This is a genomic window from Carnobacterium sp. AT7 (genome assembly GCF_000171855.1).
Taxonomy (GTDB): Bacteria; Bacillota; Bacilli; order Lactobacillales; family Carnobacteriaceae; genus Carnobacterium_B; species Carnobacterium_B jeotgali.
The window spans coordinates 19,981-38,925 of record NZ_ABHH01000009.1; the positions used below are offsets into that span (position 1 = coordinate 19,981).

At 38.1% G+C, this 18,945-nt stretch carries 18 protein-coding genes; 1 reads left to right on the forward strand and 17 read right to left on the reverse strand.

Annotated features, from left to right (window positions below; all coding sequences use genetic code 11):
- Nucleotides 1-215: 215 nt before the first annotated feature.
- The 7 genes from CAT7_RS04985 to CAT7_RS05015 all read right to left on the reverse strand — a co-directional run bounded on the left by CAT7_RS04985 (nt 216) and on the right by CAT7_RS05015 (nt 5,652).
- Complete coding sequence (locus CAT7_RS04985) at nt 216-734, reverse strand: type 1 glutamine amidotransferase domain-containing protein (protein WP_007722634.1); 519 nt, start codon at nt 732-734, stop codon at nt 216-218.
- 82 nt (nt 735-816) lie between these two features.
- The gene (locus CAT7_RS04990) at nt 817-1,131 is read right to left on the reverse strand and encodes a hypothetical protein (RefSeq protein ID WP_007722636.1); all 315 of its coding nucleotides are present in this window, start codon (nt 1,129-1,131) and stop codon (nt 817-819) included.
- Between the two features lie 69 nt (nt 1,132-1,200).
- A complete protein-coding gene (locus CAT7_RS04995) occupies nt 1,201-1,647 on the reverse strand; it encodes a MarR family winged helix-turn-helix transcriptional regulator (protein ID WP_007722638.1) in 447 nt (148 codons plus the stop codon).
- Between the two features lie 139 nt (nt 1,648-1,786).
- Nucleotides 1,787-2,611 carry an ABC transporter ATP-binding protein gene (locus CAT7_RS05000; RefSeq protein WP_007722640.1) on the reverse strand — a complete coding sequence of 275 codons (825 nt, stop codon included), beginning with the start codon at nt 2,609-2,611 and terminating at the stop codon, nt 1,787-1,789.
- 1 nt (nt 2,612) lies between these two features.
- Nucleotides 2,613-3,503, reverse strand: a complete 891-nt coding sequence (locus CAT7_RS05005) for an ABC transporter permease (RefSeq protein ID WP_007722642.1) — start codon at nt 3,501-3,503, stop codon at nt 2,613-2,615.
- A 36-nt stretch (nt 3,504-3,539) separates the two neighbouring features.
- Nucleotides 3,540-4,517: a tryptophan ABC transporter substrate-binding protein gene (gene trpX, locus CAT7_RS05010; protein WP_007722645.1), complete on the reverse strand. Its 978-nt coding sequence runs from the start codon at nt 4,515-4,517 to the stop codon at nt 3,540-3,542.
- Between the two features lie 439 nt (nt 4,518-4,956).
- Nucleotides 4,957-5,652, reverse strand: coding sequence for a carbonic anhydrase family protein (locus CAT7_RS05015; protein WP_007722647.1), 696 nt, complete (start codon nt 5,650-5,652; stop codon nt 4,957-4,959).
- A gap of 197 nt (nt 5,653-5,849) precedes the next feature.
- Here CAT7_RS05015 and CAT7_RS05020 point away from each other — a divergent pair, with 197 nt between their 5' ends.
- Nucleotides 5,850-7,559, forward strand: coding sequence for an NFACT RNA binding domain-containing protein (locus CAT7_RS05020; RefSeq protein WP_007722649.1), 1,710 nt, complete (start codon nt 5,850-5,852; stop codon nt 7,557-7,559).
- Between the two features lie 67 nt (nt 7,560-7,626).
- Here CAT7_RS05020 and pyrE read toward each other — a convergent pair whose 3' ends face one another.
- From pyrE to lspA, 10 genes are all read right to left on the reverse strand, one after another.
- Nucleotides 7,627-8,259, reverse strand: coding sequence for an orotate phosphoribosyltransferase (gene pyrE, locus CAT7_RS12520; RefSeq protein ID WP_007722651.1), 633 nt, complete (start codon nt 8,257-8,259; stop codon nt 7,627-7,629).
- Nucleotides 8,260-8,976, reverse strand: a complete 717-nt coding sequence (pyrF, locus tag CAT7_RS12525; protein WP_007722654.1) for an orotidine-5'-phosphate decarboxylase — start codon at nt 8,974-8,976, stop codon at nt 8,260-8,262.
- Nucleotides 8,966-9,895, reverse strand: coding sequence for a dihydroorotate dehydrogenase (locus CAT7_RS05035; RefSeq protein ID WP_007722656.1), 930 nt, complete (start codon nt 9,893-9,895; stop codon nt 8,966-8,968). Before CAT7_RS05035 ends, pyrF begins: the two co-directional genes overlap by 11 nt.
- A 53-nt stretch (nt 9,896-9,948) precedes the next feature.
- On the reverse strand, nt 9,949-13,128 hold the full coding sequence (carB, locus tag CAT7_RS05040) for a carbamoyl-phosphate synthase large subunit (protein ID WP_007722657.1): 3,180 nt from the start codon (nt 13,126-13,128) through the stop codon (nt 9,949-9,951).
- A complete protein-coding gene (locus CAT7_RS05045) occupies nt 13,121-14,209 on the reverse strand; it encodes a carbamoyl phosphate synthase small subunit (RefSeq protein ID WP_007722659.1) in 1,089 nt (362 codons plus the stop codon). Before CAT7_RS05045 ends, carB begins: the two co-directional genes overlap by 8 nt.
- A complete protein-coding gene (locus tag CAT7_RS05050) occupies nt 14,206-15,498 on the reverse strand; it encodes a dihydroorotase (RefSeq protein ID WP_007722661.1) in 1,293 nt (430 codons plus the stop codon). The genes CAT7_RS05045 and CAT7_RS05050 overlap by 4 nt, the downstream gene beginning before the upstream one ends.
- Nucleotides 15,499-15,523: 25 nt before the next feature.
- Entirely contained in the window at nt 15,524-16,471 is a 948-nt protein-coding gene (locus tag CAT7_RS05055; RefSeq protein ID WP_007722662.1) for an aspartate carbamoyltransferase catalytic subunit, read from the reverse strand.
- Nucleotides 16,472-16,671: 200 nt separating this feature from the next.
- The gene (pyrR, locus tag CAT7_RS05060; protein WP_007722663.1) at nt 16,672-17,226 is read right to left on the reverse strand and encodes a bifunctional pyr operon transcriptional regulator/uracil phosphoribosyltransferase PyrR; all 555 of its coding nucleotides are present in this window, start codon (nt 17,224-17,226) and stop codon (nt 16,672-16,674) included.
- 239 nt (nt 17,227-17,465) lie between these two features.
- Complete coding sequence (locus CAT7_RS05065; RefSeq protein WP_007722670.1) at nt 17,466-18,371, reverse strand: RluA family pseudouridine synthase; 906 nt, start codon at nt 18,369-18,371, stop codon at nt 17,466-17,468.
- A gap of 46 nt (nt 18,372-18,417) precedes the next feature.
- Entirely contained in the window at nt 18,418-18,879 is a 462-nt protein-coding gene (gene lspA / locus CAT7_RS05070; RefSeq protein WP_007722673.1) for a signal peptidase II, read from the reverse strand.
- Nucleotides 18,880-18,945 lie beyond the last annotated feature (66 nt).

Sequence of the window (18,945 nt, forward strand, 5' to 3'; positions counted from 1 at the left end):
ATTATTAAAAATATCATTATAAATTTCTTTTCTTTTTCTTAAAAGATACACTTGTTATTTTTATATTAGAGCTTATGTATTTATCGTGTGAATAGGTCACTTCAGTTAATGAATGATCATTCACCCTAGACTAGCCTTTTTAAGGAGCCGTTATTTTTAGAAAAAAAAAGACTAAGAATGTTTCTTAGTCTTTAATCCTTAATAAATGGTTAAGTTTATGCGAAAGCCGCAATATATTGTTTCATATACTCAGGTAGATCTGGAGGTCTACGACTTGAAATAATGTGACCATCTGTTATAGCAGGAACATCATGCCAAATGGCCCCAGCATTCGTCATATCGTCTTTTATCCCTGGTGTGCTCGTAACATTTACACCATTAAGAATTCCTGCCGAAATCAATACCCAACCAGCGTGACAAATTTGTCCAATGGGTTTCTTTTGTTGATCAAAATATTGAACAAACTCAATAACCTTAGGAAAGCGTCTTAGTTTATCCGGTGACCATCCTCCAGGAACTAAAATACCATCGTAATTCTCTTTGATAATGTCTTCAAAACTATAATCAGAAGTGACAGGCACACCGTACTTTCCATGATAAACAGTTTCTTTTTTTTCAGCAACTAAATGAACAGTTGCACCAGCTTCTCTTAAACGTAAAACAGGGTACCATAACTCTAAATCTTCAAAATCATCACTAACTAAAGCAATAATCTTCTTATTTTCTACAGTCATTTTTAGTCCTCCTTCAATCTTTCAATTTGTCCATATGCTTAGTTTATCAATTCTACTATTAGAGAGCAACTATCCCGTTTACTTAAACGTGATCTTCAATAAACTCGTCCATTAACTCGCGAACGGGCTCACTACCATAGTCATTAATAAAATCTTCCATTATTCCTAAAAAGATGCTCCCTTTTTTAGCTGTTCCATCACTTTCATCTTCAAAAAAGCGAATAAAGTAATTTCGATAATTTTTATATCCATCTACAAAACCCAGGCTTTTAATAAAGCGATTTTCTTCAAGTTCTGCTTCTAACTGAATATCTTGTTCTTTAAGTTCTTCACTCTGACGAATGACAAGTTCTATTAAATCTTCTTTTGATAAAGCATTAAGTGTTTTTGAATCCATTTAGTTGTCTCCTTTGTATATTGACTCTCTCGTAATTGTAGATGGTTTATATCTAATTGTAAAATTCTACTACTTCACTAATTGAAAAGATTGGATACTGCGGTTCACTCTACCCATCAGTACCAATAAAAGTTGCTTCTCATCAGCAGGCCAACTTTTAAAGATTAAACTATAGGCTTTTTCGAGCTCAAATGAAATGGTTAATATAAGTTGTTGGGATTCAGAAGGTAAAGATACATAAGTAAAACGTTTATCCTTTCCTGATTCCTTCATTACAAAACCCTTTTTTTCCAAATTTTTAACTTGTCTGCTTAAAGTTGATTTGTCTAATCCAGAATGCTCGGCCAATTCATTTAAGGATATTTTTTCGTCTTTAATAAATGATAGAACAGCAAAACCTGACTTAGTGACGTTGTATTTAGCAAATACTTGTTTTTCTAAGTTTGAAAAATTTTGGTTAAATTCAGTGAAACGTTGAATAAGCGAATGGATGGGTATTTCTGGTTGATTCCTCATCAAAACCTCCTATATCAATGTAGTTGTATGGTGCAACTATTATACATGTAGTATACAACTAACGCCTTAAAATGTACAGAAAACAAAAAAAGTTCAAGATTAACTCTTGAACTTTTTTGCAGATTAATGAGTTTTTAGTTTAACGACTTAATAAAAGTTCATCTGGTAATTGACCAGCTCCACCGTCTTCATCCGTAGCTGTTTGAAATAGAACTAGAACATCTGCTACTGTTAAATTCTTTTTCTCTTCACCAGATAAGTCTACAATAACTTGTCCGTTGTCTAACATAACTAATCGATTGCCATACTTTAATGCGTCATTCATATTATGAGTAATCATTAAAGTAGTCAACTCTTCTTGTTCAATTCGTTTACGAGTAATTTCTAAAACAATTTTAGCTGTTTTTGGATCTAGTGCTGCAGTATGCTCATCTAACAATAATAAATCGGGTTTATTCATTGTTGCCATCAAAAGAGCAATGGCTTGTCGTTGTCCACCAGATAATAACCCCATTTCATTATCCAAACGATTTTCTAATCCTAAACCTAATTCGCCTAAAATACTTTTAAAATAAGCGCGTTCCTTCTCTGTTGTACCTTTTCGCAAAGAACGTTTCTTTCCCCTACGATAAGCAATAGCCAAATTTTCGCCTACAGTCATCCGAGGAGCGGTTCCCATGACAGGATCTTGAAAGACACGTCCGATAAAGCCCGCACGTTTTTCTTCTTTCAAAGCAGTCAAATTTTTATCTCCTAACATAATGGATCCTTTATCAATCATAAAGTTCCCAGCAATACTATTCAGTAGGGTAGATTTACCAGCTCCATTCCCCCCAATAATAGTAATGAAGTCCCCCTTTTTTACTTCTAAATCCAACTGATTTAACACGGTATTTTGATTGGCTGTTCCTTTATTGAACTGCTTAGTGATTCCTTTTAAAGATAAGACAGGTGTATTACTCATATTACAACAGCTCCTTTTTTTGAAAGAAATTCAAATTATATTTGGTGCGTATGCTAGGCAATGCCAGACACACAGCTAAAATGATAGCTGAAATAAGTTTCAAATCATTTGGTTGTAGACCAATCAATAAGACGAACATGATAATGAAACGGTAAATAATTGCTCCTAATATGACACATATCAGACGATTGACAAATGATAGGTTTCCAAAAATAACTTCCCCAATAATGACAGACGCTAAACCAATAACAATTGTACCAATTCCCATACTGATATCAGCGTATCCGTTATCTTGAGCAATCAGCGCACCAGCCGCAGAAATCAAACCATTTGAGAGCATAAGTCCCAATATCTTCGTTTGATTCGTAGAAATTCCTAACGAACGTGCCATCTTTTCATTATCACCTGTAGCGATAACAGCTTGTCCAAGTTCTGTTTTGAAAAACAAGACTAGTAATGTAATGACACTAACGACAATAATAATTCCCATAAATATGGTATCAAATTGACTTGGCAAGGTAAAACGTTCGAAAAGATCCGTTACTTTTTCTTCTCCTAGTAAACTTAAATTAGCCCGACCCATGATTCGTAAATTAATAGAATACAATCCAGTCATCGTCAAAATTCCAGCTAGTAACCCAGGAATATGTGCTTTTGTAATTAGAAATCCTGTAATGGCTCCAGCTAAGGCTCCGATTACAAATGCACTAGCAGTCGCAACTAAAGGATTTACACCTGAAATAATGAGTTGAGCACATACAGCGCCTCCTAAAGGAAAAGAACCTTCCGCAGTCATATCCGGCAAATCTAAAATCCGATAGGTAATAAAAATGCCTAAAGCCATCATTCCCCATAACAACCCTTGTGCTGTTGCTGTAACAATTAAATCCATTTGATTTCCTCCACTCTCATTAACTAAATTAATCGTTTATTTTACTTGCTCTAATAACTGGGTTGGAATCGTAATGCCAAGTTGTTTGGCTTTTTCTTCATTTATAATAACTTTACCTTGATCTAAATACTGAATAGGCGTAGTTGCTGGCTCTGACTCACCATTTAAAATAGCCACAACCATTTCTCCTGTTAAACGACCTAATTCGTACTGATCTAATCCAACAGTAGCTAGACCTCCCTCTTCAACCATCGTATCTACAGCTGGGAAAATCGGTATGCCGTTCGAATCTGCAGCTGAAACCAACGTATTCATTGCACTAGCTACTGTATTATCAGTCGGTACCCAAATAGCATCTACTTGTGAAGCTAATGTAGCCCCAACTTGCGAAACGTCATTTGTAGAAGAAACTGTCATAACCTGGGTATCCAATCCCATTTCACGCGCAATTTCAATCGCTTGATCAGCTTGTACAATTGAATTATCTTCACTTGAAGAATACAAAATACCAATCGTTTGAGCTTCTGGTAAGATTTCTTTGATTAAAGCGAATTGTTCTTTGATAGGTGTCAAATCGCTCACACCGGTTATGTTTCCACCAGGTGTTGCATTACTTTTAACCAATCCCGAGCCTTCAGGATCAGTAACTGCACCTAACACAATTGGAATCTCTTGTGAGCTGTTAGCTAATGCTTGGGCGGAAGGCGTTGCGATTCCAACCATAACATCCGCCCCTCTACTGACAAAACGAGCACTCATTGAATTTAGATTGCTTTGATCTCCTTGAGCATTTTGGAAATCTAATGTCATTGTTTCTCCATCGATATAGCCGGCTTCATTTAATGCATCTACCGTACCCTGATAGATTAGATCAAGTGCTGGGTGACTTGTCAGTTGCAAAATACCAACCATCGGCTTACTATCTTTTGTTGGGGCTGTTTCAATTGAAGAAGTAAAAAACGCAACTGTTAAAAGTGCCGTCAAACAAATAATGAAACCTATCATTTTTTTCATTTCTTTTATCCTCCAGTAATGATTTAGTGTTAGTCAAATTTTTTAGTACATTCGCCATCGTTTCTTTTCCATAATATGTACTCACCTCAAATTAGATTAATAAAAAAAACAGCTACCACAAAAATGCGTGGAAGCTGTTTTTATGCAAAACAAAATCCACATAGAAATAGAATCAAATACTCTCTCTATGCGGATTGGAAGTCTAGCCTATCTTCAAATAAACCAACATAGATGCATACATTCAGTGTACTGAAGGCTGCATCTATGAGCGTTCTCATTGATCAACCTATCTATCTTGGCTTTGCCAACTGCTATTCAATTGTCCATTAGATAAGGTCATTAGCATCATAAGAACTCCTTTGTTGTTTTTCTATTACGATAATCTTACTAGTTGTCTGTTTATGTGTCAAGTAATAAATGAGAATTTAATTACAGTTTATTATTTTGATGTGTAGATGGGCCGATTATTTATAGGTTGCAAAGGTCTATTGGTTTTGCCAACATTTCGTTTAAAGGCTTGTAGTAACCCCTGACGCATGAAGGTTTGATTACGGAATACAATCCATTCGACTGGTCCAGAGCTTGGAGGGGTCGTCAAGGATCCTGTGTAGTGATAGAATTCTTTACTCTTAGGGAGCAATCTGTCTAGTTCTATTGGAACCGTCAATCCTCTTTTTACTACACGTGGATTTAAGGCTCTTTCATCTACTGCCGCAAACACTTTATTCATCGGTCGTTCAGACGGCAAAACAGTCACTCCTACAACGAGAAGTTCATTTTTTGCAGAACGGTGAACCAAATGGAATTCTAACGGAAAGGATTCATGGTTGATGACATGCTCACTAGGTAAATGAAAGTGCAAGTCTTCCAAAAAGTATTTTTTATGATTAAATGTAATCGTGTTTAAATTTTCATTAGTTTTTGGCACTAGATGTACGGTATGGTTAAAAAATGACGTTTCAAATAGTGTTTTATTGTAGTTAAACGTCAGTAACTGCTGTGAGATTGTCAACTTTATTTGATCGTCATCTAAAGCAATTGGAGATTGTAAACTTTCTGTTTCTGCTTGATAAAAAGCTGAGCAAATCGTTTTCCAATTGTCCGGCCCTCTATCTCCTTGGTAGTTCCATTCCATGTGTTTCCCTCCTAAAGTTTTCAAGAACTATTGTAACTTTTTTAGCAAAAAATTTGCAACTAATTCGCTCTAATTTTCTACTAACAATTTCTGAACAAAAAATGGTATAATTACAAATACAGCACTAATAGAAGTTAATTATCCTATTAGTCGACTAGAATCGATTGAAATAATTGAGAATGAAAGAAGGAAAACACATGTCATTTGATGGTATTTTTACCCATGCAATGGTGAATGAATTAAGCCAAGCATTACAGAATGGACGAGTGTCAAAAATCCATCAACCTTATCCTAATGAGATAGTTGTTGTTATGCGAGCCAATGGAAAAAACCATAAATTACTCTTGTCTGCTCATCCAAGCTATGCACGTATTCAACTAACCGAGATTCCTTATGAAAATCCGAGTTCTCCGCCCAATTTTTGTATGATTATGAGAAAACATCTTGAAGGGGCTATTTTAGAAGATATTCAACAAGTTGGTAACGACCGTGTCATTCATTTTAGATTTAAAAGTCGCGATGAAATCGGTGATGTTCAAAATGTTATTTTAATTGTCGAATTAATGGGTCGACACAGTAACATTTTACTTATTGAGCAAGATACACAGCGCATTTTAGATACAATTAAACATGTCCCAACAAGTCAAAATTCGTATCGCTTTATTATGCCAGGTGCTACCTATCAAGCTCCACCTCACCAAGATAAATTGAATCCCTTTGAAACAAGTAGTTCTGAACTAGCAGAGTTAATGACGGCTTTTGAAGATCCAGATTTATCATACGAAAAAAGATTGCAGCATGTCTATCAAGGTATTGGTGCAGACACAGCTAAAGAACTCATGTACCGCAGTGAAAATAATATTCAGAACTTATCTGTTTTATTTGATTCATTCATGGATAGTATTCGCAAAGGTTCTGTTTCACCAACGTTGACACTAGGTTCTAAAAAAGAATTTTTCACTCCCCTTCCTTATCTAAGTATTGAAGGAGAACATGTTGGTTACTCAACGTTGAGTGAATTGTTAGATAAGTACTATGAAAGTAAAGCCGATAGAGACCGTGTCAAGCAACAGGGATCAGATCTCATTCATTTAATTCAAACGGAACTTCAACGCAATAAGAAAAAAATGAAAAAACTTAAAAATACATTAGATGAAACTGAATTAGCCGACGATTACAGAGTTCGAGGCGAATTGTTAACAGCTTATCTTTATACCATGACCAAAGGCCAAAAAGAAGTTACATTAACGAATTTTTATGATGACGAGAAACCTATGACGATAACGCTTGATCCTAGAAAAACACCTTCTCAAAATGCACAAAAGTATTTTTCAAAGTACCAAAAACTAAAAAATGCTATTGCTTTTGTAAACGAACAAATGCGCTTGACTAGTGAAGAGATTGATTACTTAGAATCTGTTTCAACACAAGTTGAGTTGGCTACACCAAAAGATATTGCGGATATTAAAGAAGAATTGATTCAACAAGGATACATGAAGAAAAAGAAAACCAAGAAAAAACAAAAACAAGCAAAATTAAGTCAACCGGATCAATATTGTTCTACAGACGGGACAACGATTTTAGTTGGAAAAAACAATTTGCAAAATGACCAATTAACTCTTAAAACAGCACGTAAGTCAGATATTTGGCTCCACACAAAAAACATTCCCGGCTCGCATGTCATTATCCAATCAGCTGACCCTAGTGAAGAAACGATTCTAGAGGCTGCTAATATTGCTGCTTATTTCTCTAAATCGCAGTTATCTGCCTCTGTTCCGGTAGATTATGTTGAAGTGAAGAAAATTCGCAAACCGAATGGAGCTAAACCTGGCTTTGTCATCTATGAAGGTCAACATACTGTTTTTGTAACTCCGGATAAGGACTTGGTTAATCGATTGAAAGTCTAAGAACTACAATTTCAGTTAAATAAAAGTAACGCATTGCCTGAATTTAACAGGTATGCGTTACTTTTTTTTAGTTAATAGACCAGTGTTCTGGGTCTTTTTTCCATTCTTTTAAGAGGGCTAATTCTGATGCATCAATGTAGCCTTTTTCTAAAGCGACATCAATTAAATTAGAATAATTAGTCAATGTCTTTAATGAAATATTTTGGTTACTGAAATTTTTAATTCCTTGCGGCAGCTCATAGGTGAAGATTGCTGCAACACCTAAAACGTCAGCTCCCTCATTAGTCGCCGCTTGTGCCGCTTCAATAACACTACCACCGGTAGAAATTAAATCTTCAATCACAACTATCTTCTGATGTTGTGTTAGTCGTCCTTCAATTTGATTTCCTTTGCCATGGTCTTTCGCTTTGCCTCGTATATACACCATCGGTAAGTCCAATAATTCGGCTACCCATGCTGCATGAGGAATACCTGCTGTAGCTGTTCCAGCAATGACTTCTACAGCTGGGTAATGCTGTTTAATTAATGCTGCTAAACCATTTGCTATCTCCCGTCGGACTGCGGGATAACTCATGGTGATGCGGTTATCACAATAAATCGGACTTTTCATTCCGCTTGCCCAGATAAATGGCTCTGTTGGATTAAGACTCACTGCCTTAATGGTTAATAATTTCTCAGCAATTCTCTTTTCGTTCGTCATTTATTTATCCACTCCGTTCCATTGCTCTTTTATTGTCCGATAAGCCGCTAATGGATCATCAGCTTGTGTGATAGGACGGCCGACAACAATATAGGATGCGCCTTCTTTCTTAGCCATAGCAGGCGTCGAAATGCGTTTTTGATCTCCTACATCGGTTCCAGCTGGACGTATTCCTGGAGTGACACATAAAAATTCTTTTCCAGTATTTTCTTTTATTTTACGTGCTTCTAATGCAGAACACACCACACCGTCTAACCCAGCTAACTGAGTTAATTTGGCGTAATGGATCACACTTTCCATCAATGGAACAGCAATCAGTTGTTCTTGCTGCATAGCAAGTGGCGTTGTCGAAGTCAATTGTGTGACAGCAATCAGCTTCGGTCGCTTTTTACCAGTTGGTGTGCCTGAAAGAATCCCTTCCATCGCGGCTTCCATCATGTCTTGGCCACCCGCTGCATGAACGTTGAGCATATCGACCTCTAATGCTGTAAGTCCCTTCATGGAACGTTGAACTGTATTGGGAATATCATGTAGCTTTAAATCCAAAAAAACATCATGGCCTAATTGTTTAAGATGCGTGACTATTGCTGGCCCATTTTGATAAAACAGTTCCATACCTACTTTAACAAATAAAGATTCGCCGTTAAACGTGCTTAAAAACGCGTCAACTTGAGACACCGTAGCGAAATCTAAAGCAATAATGGGTCTAGTTATCATTTTTTTGACCTTCCTTTACTTCTTTAATCAATGCTTTGATGGATGCAATCCCCAACTCATCCATTCGTTTAGGTAAAGCTTCAATCAACTCTTTGCAAATCATTGGGTTGGCATAATTGGCCGTCCCAATTGCAACCGCACTAGCACCCGCTAAGAACATTTCAAGCACATCATCAACTGTCGAAATACCGCCCATTCCAATAATCGGAATCGAAACTGCACGAGCGACTTGATAAACCATCCGAATAGCAATCGGTTTAATAGCTGCACCAGAAAGTCCGCCAGTCTTATTCGCTAAGACTGGTTTTCTACTTTCGAGATTGATGCTCATTCCTAGCACCGTATTAATCATACTGATGCCATCCGCTCCTGCTTTTTCAGCGGCTTGGGCGATTGCAACGATATCTGTTACATTTGGAGTCAATTTGATATAAATGGGAACCGTAGCAACAGCTTTTACGGCTTTTGTTATATCATAAACCAATTCAGGACTCGCACCAAAAGTTAATCCGCCTTCTTTCACATTTGGACAAGAAACATTTATTTCAAGTGCGCGTACAGTGGGCGATTGGCACAATCTTTTTGTAACTTCACAATACTCTTCAATCGTTGTACCAGCTACACTTGCTATTACCGGTGTATCAAATCTTGCTAATGCCGGTAATTTTTCAGTAACAATCACATCTACGCCTGGATTTTTTAGCCCTACCGCATTCAGTACACCCGTTTCTGAGTGATGGTACTGAGGATACGCATTTCCTACTCGTGCATCAATAGTCGTTGATTTAATGACAATGGCACCTAATAGATTATAGTCATACTTGTCCAGGTGAAGTTCTCCAAATCCAAATGTTCCACTGGCTGGCATAATGGGATTTTTCAATTCTAACCCTGGTAGGTTTACTGCTAAACGATTCATTTGTTGGCCTCCACGTCGTTTTTTGTTTGATTGAGCTTGTTGCTTTATCCCTATTACAGTGGGTTAGTCATAAGGTTACGAGATTCAAGTACATTTAGAATAGCTGATACCGTATCAAGTGACGTCAATAATGGAATGCCTTGCTCAATCGCAGCTTTCCGAATAACTTTCCCGTCGTTTACTACTCCGATTCCAATGGTCATGGTGTTGATTACTAGTTGAATGTCATTGCCTTGAATAAGATCCAATACGGTTTCGTCTTCCTCGTGTTGGATTTTTGCAACGATTTTTACCGGCAATTGATGTGCTGCAAAATACTGACCTGTTCCTTCCGTTGTCACGATGGTATACCCAATCTCATGAAACCGTTGCGCTAATAGGAGGGATTCTTCTTTGTCCTCATCAGCTACAGTAAACAAGACCGTCCCGTGATCGTGCAAATGCAAGTAACTTCCTTCGAATGCTTTATAAAGAGCTTTTGCTAAAGTCGTATCGCTTCCCATGACTTCTCCTGTCGATTTCATTTCAGGACCTAACAAAGCATCAACCTTTTGTAATTTGGTGAACGAGAACACAGGAGCTTTAACATGTATTAAAGCAGATTCTTTATATAAGCCGTCCGCATATCCTTGTTCCTTTAAAGATTGGCCTAAAATTGCTTTGGTAGCTACTTGAGCCATCGGTATACCGGTCACTTTGCTTAAGAACGGTACTGTACGACTGGCACGCGGATTAACTTCGATGACATAGACCGTATCTTCATGAATCACAAACTGAACATTCATCATTCCTAAGCAATTTAAGCCAAGAGCTAAACGAGTGGTGTAGTCAACAATGGTCTCTTGAATTTCTTTTGATAAGGATTGAGGTGGGTAAACGGCCATCGAATCGCCAGAATGGACACCTGAGCGTTCAATGTGTTCCATAATGCCAGGAATAAGGACCGATTTCCCATCACATATCGCATCTACTTCCACTTCTTTTCCTACTAAATACCGATCAATCAAAACGGGGTGTTCTGGAGAAGCTTTTACAGCATTTCGCATATAGTTTTCTAAATCCGGCTGTGTATCGACAATTTGCATACCACGTCCGCCTAAAACGTAACTTGGACGAACCAATACGGGGTAGTTGATTCGGTCTGCGATAACGACAGCTTCTTCTGCCGTTGTAGCCGTATCTCCTAGAGGTTGCGGAACATTGAGTTCATTCAACGCTTGCTCGAATAAATCACGGTTTTCGGCGCGATCTAAATCTTCGACACGAGTTCCTAATAACGTTACGCCCATTTTAGTTAACGGTTCTGCTAAGTTGATAGCTGTTTGTCCGCCAAATTGAACAATTACACCAACCGGTTTTTCTAAATGAATGACATGCATGACGTCTTCTAAAGTCAAAGGTTCAAAATACAATTTATCTGAAATGGAAAAGTCAGTCGAAACGGTTTCAGGATTGCTGTTCATAATAATCGCTTCGTAGCCCGCTTGTTGAATAGCTTTAACCGAATGAACGGTAGCATAATCAAATTCCACTCCTTGTCCGATTCTAATGGGACCGGATCCTAAAACTAAAACCGATTTCTTGTCGGAAACGATACTTTCATTTTCTTCTTCATACGTACTGTATAAGTAAGGTGTATTGGATTCGAACTCTGCCGCACAAGTATCGACTGTTTTATAGACTGGGACAATGTCATTTTCGTAACGGATGTTACTAACGTCTCGTTCAGTCATCTCCCATAGCTGGGCAATCGCTTTATCCGAAAAGCCGTACTCTTTAGCTGTAGCCAGTATAGTAATATCTTTCACCTGTTGCTTCAGTTCTGCTTCTATTTCTACGATGTGCAACAATTTGTCTAAGAAAAACAAATCAATTTTCGTTAAATTGGCTAAGTCTTCAATCGTATAGCCGCGTCTAATTCCTTCTACCAAATAGAACAACCGGTCATCTTCAGCTTTAATCATTTTTTCGATTAAAGCTTCATCTTTTGCCAGGGAAGCTTCTTCTAACGAGACATGAGATACCCCAATTTCCAATGAACGTACGGCTTTTAATAAAGCTTCTTCTAATGTCCGTCCGATAGCCATAACTTCTCCTGTGGCTTTCATTTGGGTTCCTAAACGACGGTCGCCTTGTTCAAATTTATCAAATGGCCAACGTGGAATTTTGGCAACGACATAATCAAGTGCTGGTTCAAACTCAGCATACGTTGTTCCAGTTACTGGATTCTTCATCTCATCCAGTGTTAAGCCAACGGCAATTTTAGCAGCTAGTTTTGCAATTGGGTAACCTGTCGCTTTACTTGCTAATGCGGAAGAACGACTGACACGTGGATTCACTTCAATGATGTAGTAATTAAAACTATGTGGGTCAAGAGCTAATTGAACGTTGCAACCTCCTTCAATCCCTAAAGCCCGAATGATTTTTAATGACGCATTACGCAGCATTTGGTGTTCTTTATCCGTTAATGTTTGTGTTGGTGCAAAAACGATTGAATCTCCCGTATGAACACCTACTGGATCGAAATTTTCCATATTGCAGACAACAATCGCATTATCATTTTTATCCCTCATCACTTCATACTCAATTTCTTTATAACCTGCAATGCTGATTTCGACTAAACATTGACTTACGGGCGATAATTTCAAGCCATTAGCTACAGTCTCTGTTAACTCTTCTTCATTATCACAGATTCCACCGCCTGTTCCACCTAAAGTAAAAGCTGGGCGAACAATGACCGGAAAGCCAACTTTTCCAGCAAATACTATCGCTTCTGAAACCGTATGGACGATAGCGCTCTCTGGTACGGGTTCATTTAACTCGTTCATCAAATTACGGAATAAATCTCTGTCTTCTGCTTGATCAATTGCACTTAATTTAGTCCCAAGCAGCTCAATATCTAATTCCTCAAGGATCCCAGAATTGGCTAATTCCATAGCCATATTTAAGCCCGTTTGTCCGCCTAGCGTTGGGACAATCGCATCTGGTCGTTCCTTACGTAAGATACGCGAAACAAATTCTAAAGTAATGGGTTCAATGTAAACTTTGTCGGCAATTTCTTTATCCGTCATGATCGTAGCTGGATTAGAGTTGACCAATACGACTTCATAACCTTCTTCTCTTAATGCAAGACACGCTTGAGTACCCGCGTAATCGAATTCAGCCGCTTGACCGATGACAATTGGTCCTGATCCGATTACCATAATTTTCGTTAAATCTGTCCGTTTAGGCATTCTTATTTGTCTCCTTCCAAGCATCCATTAATTCCATAAATTGATCAAAAAGGTGCGCTGCATCGTGTGGCCCTGGTGCCGCATCTGGGTGATATTGAGCACTGAACACCGGGTGATAGCGATGCTTAACTCCTTCAACGGTTCCGTCATTTAGTTCAATATGGGTTATAAGTAATTTTTCTTTATCAATAGAATTAGCGTCTACTGCATAGCCATGATTTTGCGAAGTAAAATCAATTCTTCCTGTTGCGATTTCCTTTACTGGATGATTAAATCCGCGATGACCAAACTTCATCTTAAACGTCCGGGCTCCATTTGCCAAAGCAATCAACTGATGCCCTAAACAAATACCAAATACTGGCAGTCTCTCTTGGATGACTTGAATCATTGTAAGAACCGCTGGGATTGAAGTAGGATCTCCTGGTCCATTGGTTAACATCACCCCATCTGGATTTAAACTTAGGATTGTTTCAGCAGTTGTGTTATACGGCAACACCGTTACATGACAATTTCTTTTGTTTAATTCATTTAAGATACTGTGTTTTAATCCAAAATCAACGACCACCACATTCTTACCTTCTCCAGGGCTAACATACGAACGATTCGTGGACACTTGAGCAACTTGATTCACAGGCAAAACAGTGGCTTTCAATTGATCAAAAGCATGTTTGAGATCATCTTCTGCATCAATGATCATGCCGCGCATCGTGCCGTGTTGGCGAATAATGCGGGTCAACTTACGAGTATCTACACCGGCTATCCCAGGAATTTTCTTGATTTTTAAAAATTCATCTAAACTCATTTGGCTTCGCCAGTTAGATGGAACACGAGCAAATTCTTTAACGATCACAGCTTTCGTTGTAGGATCAATGGATTCATAATCCTCTCGATTGATTCCAGTATTGCCAATCAAAGGATAAGTAAAAATGAGCATTTGGCCATTATACGACTGGTCAGTAATGGATTCTTGGTATCCAGTCATGCCAGTTGAAAAAACGACTTCTCCAGTTGCATCATTTGCCGCTCCGAATCCTCGGCCTTTAAAAATGCTGCCGTCTTCTAATATTAATAATCGTTTCATTTATTAGCTCCCTCCTGATAGATCAATTTCCCATCGACAAACGTCATTGTTGTCGTTCCTCTAACAGACCATCCGATAAAAGGAGTATTCGTTGCCATAGAAAGAAAATCTTCAGCTTTAATTTTTTTAGTTGTTGTTAAGTCGAAAAAAGCTATATCGGCTTTTTGACCAACTTCAATTGTTCCGCCTTCTAATTGAAAAACTTTAGCTGGCTTAACCGTCATCCAGTCGATGAGTTGAACTAGCGTTGCGATGCCTGTTTCAACGAGATGCGTGTATAACAATGAAAAGGCTGTTTCACTGCCGACAATTCCAAAAGGCGATCCTACCATGCCCCCTGCTTTTTCTTGTTCACTATGTGGCGCATGATCCGTGGCAATCAAGTCGATCGTACCGTCTAACAACCCCTCAATCAACGCTTCCCGGTCGTCATTTCCTCTTAGCGGAGGATTCATTTTATACAGACTAGAATCAGTAGGAATCGCATCTTCCGTTAACAATAAATGATGTGGTGTCACTTCAGCGGTTACGTTTATCCCCGCGCGTTTTGCATCACGAATGACTCGGACACTTTCTTTCGTTGAAACATGGCAGACATGGTAGTGTGCTCCTGTTGCTTCACTCAATAAGACATCGCGTGCGATTTGACTCGCTTCCGTTACACTAAGAATCCCCGGCAATCCCAATTCTTTATTCCGACTTCCTTCATGCATCACGCCATCAAATAAAAGCGAATCATCTTCTGTGTGAGCAACGACGATTGTTTGATTCTTAGCCGCTTCTTTCATCGCTTGATACATCGTACCTGCTGACTGAACACCGACTCCATCATTTGTGAAGGCAAATGCTCCCGCATATAGTAAATCTGTTTGATTGGTTAACGTGTCACTGTGTAAGCCCATCGTAAGAGGCGCATACTGTTTGACTTTTACAACAGCGTCTTGTGCTATTTTTGCTTGAAGAGTTTTCATTTTTTCAGTTGTATCCGGTTCAGGTTGAACATTTGGCATAGCGCAAATAGTTGTAAACCCACCGCGCGCAGCTGCCATTGTTCCTGACTTGATGGTTTCTTTATAAGAAAATCCCGGTTCTCTTAAATGGACATGTACATCAATCAAACCAGGCGTAACTAAGGCGCCTCTTGCATCAATTATTTCGTCAACTTCTAAATTAAGCGAAGCTAGATTCTTTCCCATGGCTTGAATCGTTTCTTGGTTGAGTACTAGCTCAATGGGCACAATTTTTTCTTTTTGATTTAACAACGTAGCATTTTTTATCCAAATCGTCATCTATTCATCTCCTGAGGTAAAAGTATCAATAACTTGTTTCAGCGGCTTTATTTCTTCCAGCAATGACGGCTTCTAAAATAGCCATTCTGGCAAATACGCCATTTGACATCTGCGTCACAATTCTTGAGCGGTCGCATTCAACGAGCGAGCTTTGCAATTCCACGCCTCGGTTAACTGGCGCAGGATGCATGATAATTGCTGACGGCTTCATTTTCTTTTCGCGTGTTTCATTTAAACCGTAATCAGCTAAATACGTTTCAACGTTAACGTCGTCGTGCGTTTCATGCCGTTCATGTTGGACACGTAACAGCATGACAACATCCACTTCCGGTACTAAATCATCCATGGCTACATATTGACCATATTCGCTAAAAGTTTCGTTCATCCAACGAGCAGGTCCAGAGAAGCTAACTTCTGCACCCAATCGTTTCAACATCAGCATATTTGACTTGGCAACTCTTGAATGTTTTAAATCTCCTACAATAGCTATTTTCAATCCGTCAAAATGGCCATATTCTTCATAAATGGTCATCAAGTCTAATAAGCATTGACTAGGGTGCTGACCCGTCCCATCCCCTCCATTGATGATGGAACATTTGATTGAAGGACTTGCGATCAATTCGGTGTAAAATGCTTCTTTACTATCCCTAATAACCGCAATCTCGGTACCAAGAGCCGACATGGTCAAAACAGTATCATATAGGCTCTCCCCTTTTTTAATGCTGCTTGTCGATGGTTCAAAGTCAATGATTTCGATACCTAGTTTTTTTTCGGCCATTTCAAAACTTTTATGGGTACGTGTACTGTTTTCAAAGAACAAATTCACCGCATAAAGAGGTTCACTTACTTGAGGTGAAATCATCCCTTTTTTAAACTGTGCTGCCCGTTTAATCAAAGTAAGGACTTCTTCATTTGTTAAATCTTCTACCGAGACAAAATGGTTCAAAGGAATCGTTGCAGAAATTTTTTCCATGTCATTTTTCCTCCTAATCCTTTTTTTCATGCGTCAAAGTGGTTAAAGGTACAAAAAAAGAACCTAAAGTTTTATGGAGAACTTTAGGTTCTAGAATAATCGTCCTGCAGCTTGGAGTGACTCCCAGCATAGTATCAGGGCAGCATTATAGTAGTGACCTTATTAGTCTCACAGGGCTAATTTAAAGTTTCACTTAAGCTTTATTTAATTAATTTTTGAATGAGAACATGATCTTCTCCATCAAGTTCTTCAACGCCGACTTTAATTTGTTCCTCTAAAGATGTTGGAATGTTTTTACCCACAAAATCAGCACGGATAGGCAATTCTCTATGTCCTCTGTCTACTAGTACTGCAACCGAAATTTTGCTTGGACGTCCGATGTCCATTAGAGCATCCAAAGCGGCACGAATCGTACGTCCAGTATACAAGACATCATCAATCAAAATCACTTGTTTGCCTTCAATAGATACGGGAATACTTGAACCGTTTATTTGTGCCTCATTAGTTGCAGAACTTGAATGAACATCATCTCTGTAAAGTGAAATATCTAATTCACCTACTGGAATCTCAACACCTTCTAATTGTTTCATTCGTTCAGCAATTCTTCGCGCTAGATAGATGCCACGAGTTTTGATACCGACTAAAATCAAATCGTCAATTCCTTTATTTCTTTCAATGATTTCATAAGTAATACGTGTTAAAGCACGTTTTACAGCAGCTTGATCGACTACTTCTACTTCAGATTTGATTGACATGTTTTTCCCTCCAACTTTCTTTTTTTATCGCTTTAACTAGGATCATCCAATAAAAAATGCCCTCTTAACCTTTAATGGTCGAAGAGGGCATATTACGGTTGAGTAATAGAAGAGAAGGTTTCGTCCACCTTTTCTTAATATGCTCCTTCTTAGTCTCACAGGACTAGGATTAAAGGATAATTTATCTTTCTGTCACTACTGACTATACAGAGCGTCTTTTAGAAAGTCAATCAAAAGAATTAATCATTTCTTAATTTTGTTAATGTATCTTCAAATAATTGTGGTAACGGAGCTTCAAACGTTACAAATTCTCCCGTTGTTGGGTGTTTGAATCCTAGTGTTTGAGCGTGTAAAAATTGACCTTTGCCTTCTAATGTTTTTCTTGGTCCATATATTGGATCTCCTGCTAAAGGGTAACCAATGTATTTCATATGAACTCTAATTTGGTGAGTTCGGCCAGTTTCTAGTTTTAAGGACACTAAAGTGAAATCTTTGAAGCGTTCAAGAACAGTAAAATGTGTGACAGCTTCTCTTCCGCCATCAATAATATCTTGTTTTTTACGGTCAACTTTTGAACGTCCAAGCGGTGCATCAATTGTGCCTTTTTCATGAGGAATCACACCATGTACAAGCGCTATATACTCTCTTAAAGACGTTTTGTCTTTTAATTGAGCAGCTAGTTTTTCATGGGCACTATCATTTTTAGCAACCATTAGTAAACCAGAAGTATCTTTATCAATACGGTGAACGATTCCTGGACGGATTGTTCCGTTAATACCAGATAAATCTTTAATGTGATACATCAGTGCATTTACTAAAGTGCCCGTTTGATGACCGGCAGAAGGATGAACAACCATACCTTGTGCTTTATTAACCACTACGACATCTTCATCTTGGTACACGATTTCGATTGGGATATCTTCTGCAAGTACTTCCAATGAAACCAATTCTGGTTCAATAATAACAATTTCGTCACTTGGTTGTACCTTATAATTAGCTTTTAAATTCTCGCCATTGACAGTGACATTTCCCTCTTTAATCCATTGTTGGATATGCGAACGGGTGATAGACGGCAGCAATTCCGTTAATACTTTGTCTAAGCGACCTGTTTCTTCTTTAATAATAAAATTATGTTCTTGTGGCATACTTGATCTCCTTTTTTAAACCGACTCTTTCCAATAAAGCAATGGTTTAGTGTTTCTTTTTTTCATTTCTTTCGTCTATGAAAACAAAAATAATCATTAAGAATACTCCGATACTTAAAGACATATCTGCTACGTTAAAAATCGGAAAATTTATAAATTCCAAACGAACCATGTCGATAACATATTCAAAGCGAATACGATCAATAAAATTCCCGATTGAACCAGCTAAAATAAGTGCTAAAGCAATTGAAAATAATCGACTGTTCTTGCCGAATTTTTGCAAATAATAGATGACTGCACCTACTACTATGATGGTTATAAGATAAAAAAACCACATTTGGCCTTCTAAAATACTCCAAGCTGCCCCAGTGTTGCGAATGTACATCCATGATAAGACATTTGGAATAACTTCTACTGTTTCATATAAGTCAATATTCTGCACGGTTAAGAATTTAGTGAACTGATCAACGGCCACTATGATGGCTGCTAAGATATAATATATAAACATATTAGCCCTCTCTTTATCTCATTCTATTTTTCACTTACTCTACCATTTTACATGATTCTCTAGTCA

Bases quoted from the DNA above. Each gene is read 5' to 3' on its own strand.
- CAT7_RS05055 (WP_007722662.1), bottom strand. From the start codon at position 16,471: ATGGAAAAAATTTCTGCAACGATTCCTTTGAACCATTTTGTCTCGGTA.
- CAT7_RS05015 (WP_007722647.1), bottom strand. From the start codon at position 5,652: ATGGAATGGAACTACCAAGGAGATAGAGGGCCGGACAATTGGAAAACG.
- pyrE (WP_007722651.1), bottom strand. From the start codon at position 8,259: ATGACGAACGAAAAGAGAATTGCTGAGAAATTATTAACCATTAAGGCA.
- CAT7_RS04985 (WP_007722634.1), bottom strand. From the start codon at position 734: ATGACTGTAGAAAATAAGAAGATTATTGCTTTAGTTAGTGATGATTTT.
- pyrF (WP_007722654.1), bottom strand. From the start codon at position 8,976: ATGATAACTAGACCCATTATTGCTTTAGATTTCGCTACGGTGTCTCAA.
- pyrR (WP_007722663.1), bottom strand. From the start codon at position 17,226: ATGTCAATCAAATCTGAAGTAGAAGTAGTCGATCAAGCTGCTGTAAAA.
- CAT7_RS05050 (WP_007722661.1), bottom strand. From the start codon at position 15,498: ATGACGATTTGGATAAAAAATGCTACGTTGTTAAATCAAAAAGAAAAA.
- CAT7_RS05005 (WP_007722642.1), bottom strand. From the start codon at position 3,503: ATGGATTTAATTGTTACAGCAACAGCACAAGGGTTGTTATGGGGAATG.
- CAT7_RS04995 (WP_007722638.1), bottom strand. From the start codon at position 1,647: ATGAGGAATCAACCAGAAATACCCATCCATTCGCTTATTCAACGTTTC.
- CAT7_RS05000 (WP_007722640.1), bottom strand. From the start codon at position 2,611: ATGAGTAATACACCTGTCTTATCTTTAAAAGGAATCACTAAGCAGTTC.
- trpX (WP_007722645.1), bottom strand. From the start codon at position 4,517: ATGAAAAAAATGATAGGTTTCATTATTTGTTTGACGGCACTTTTAACA.
- CAT7_RS05020 (WP_007722649.1), top strand. From the start codon at position 5,850: ATGTCATTTGATGGTATTTTTACCCATGCAATGGTGAATGAATTAAGC.
- CAT7_RS05035 (WP_007722656.1), bottom strand. From the start codon at position 9,895: ATGAATCGTTTAGCAGTAAACCTACCAGGGTTAGAATTGAAAAATCCC.
- lspA (WP_007722673.1), bottom strand. From the start codon at position 18,879: ATGTTTATATATTATATCTTAGCAGCCATCATAGTGGCCGTTGATCAG.
- CAT7_RS05065 (WP_007722670.1), bottom strand. From the start codon at position 18,371: ATGCCACAAGAACATAATTTTATTATTAAAGAAGAAACAGGTCGCTTA.
- CAT7_RS05045 (WP_007722659.1), bottom strand. From the start codon at position 14,209: ATGAAACGATTATTAATATTAGAAGACGGCAGCATTTTTAAAGGCCGA.
- CAT7_RS04990 (WP_007722636.1), bottom strand. From the start codon at position 1,131: ATGGATTCAAAAACACTTAATGCTTTATCAAAAGAAGATTTAATAGAA.
- carB (WP_007722657.1), bottom strand. From the start codon at position 13,128: ATGCCTAAACGGACAGATTTAACGAAAATTATGGTAATCGGATCAGGA.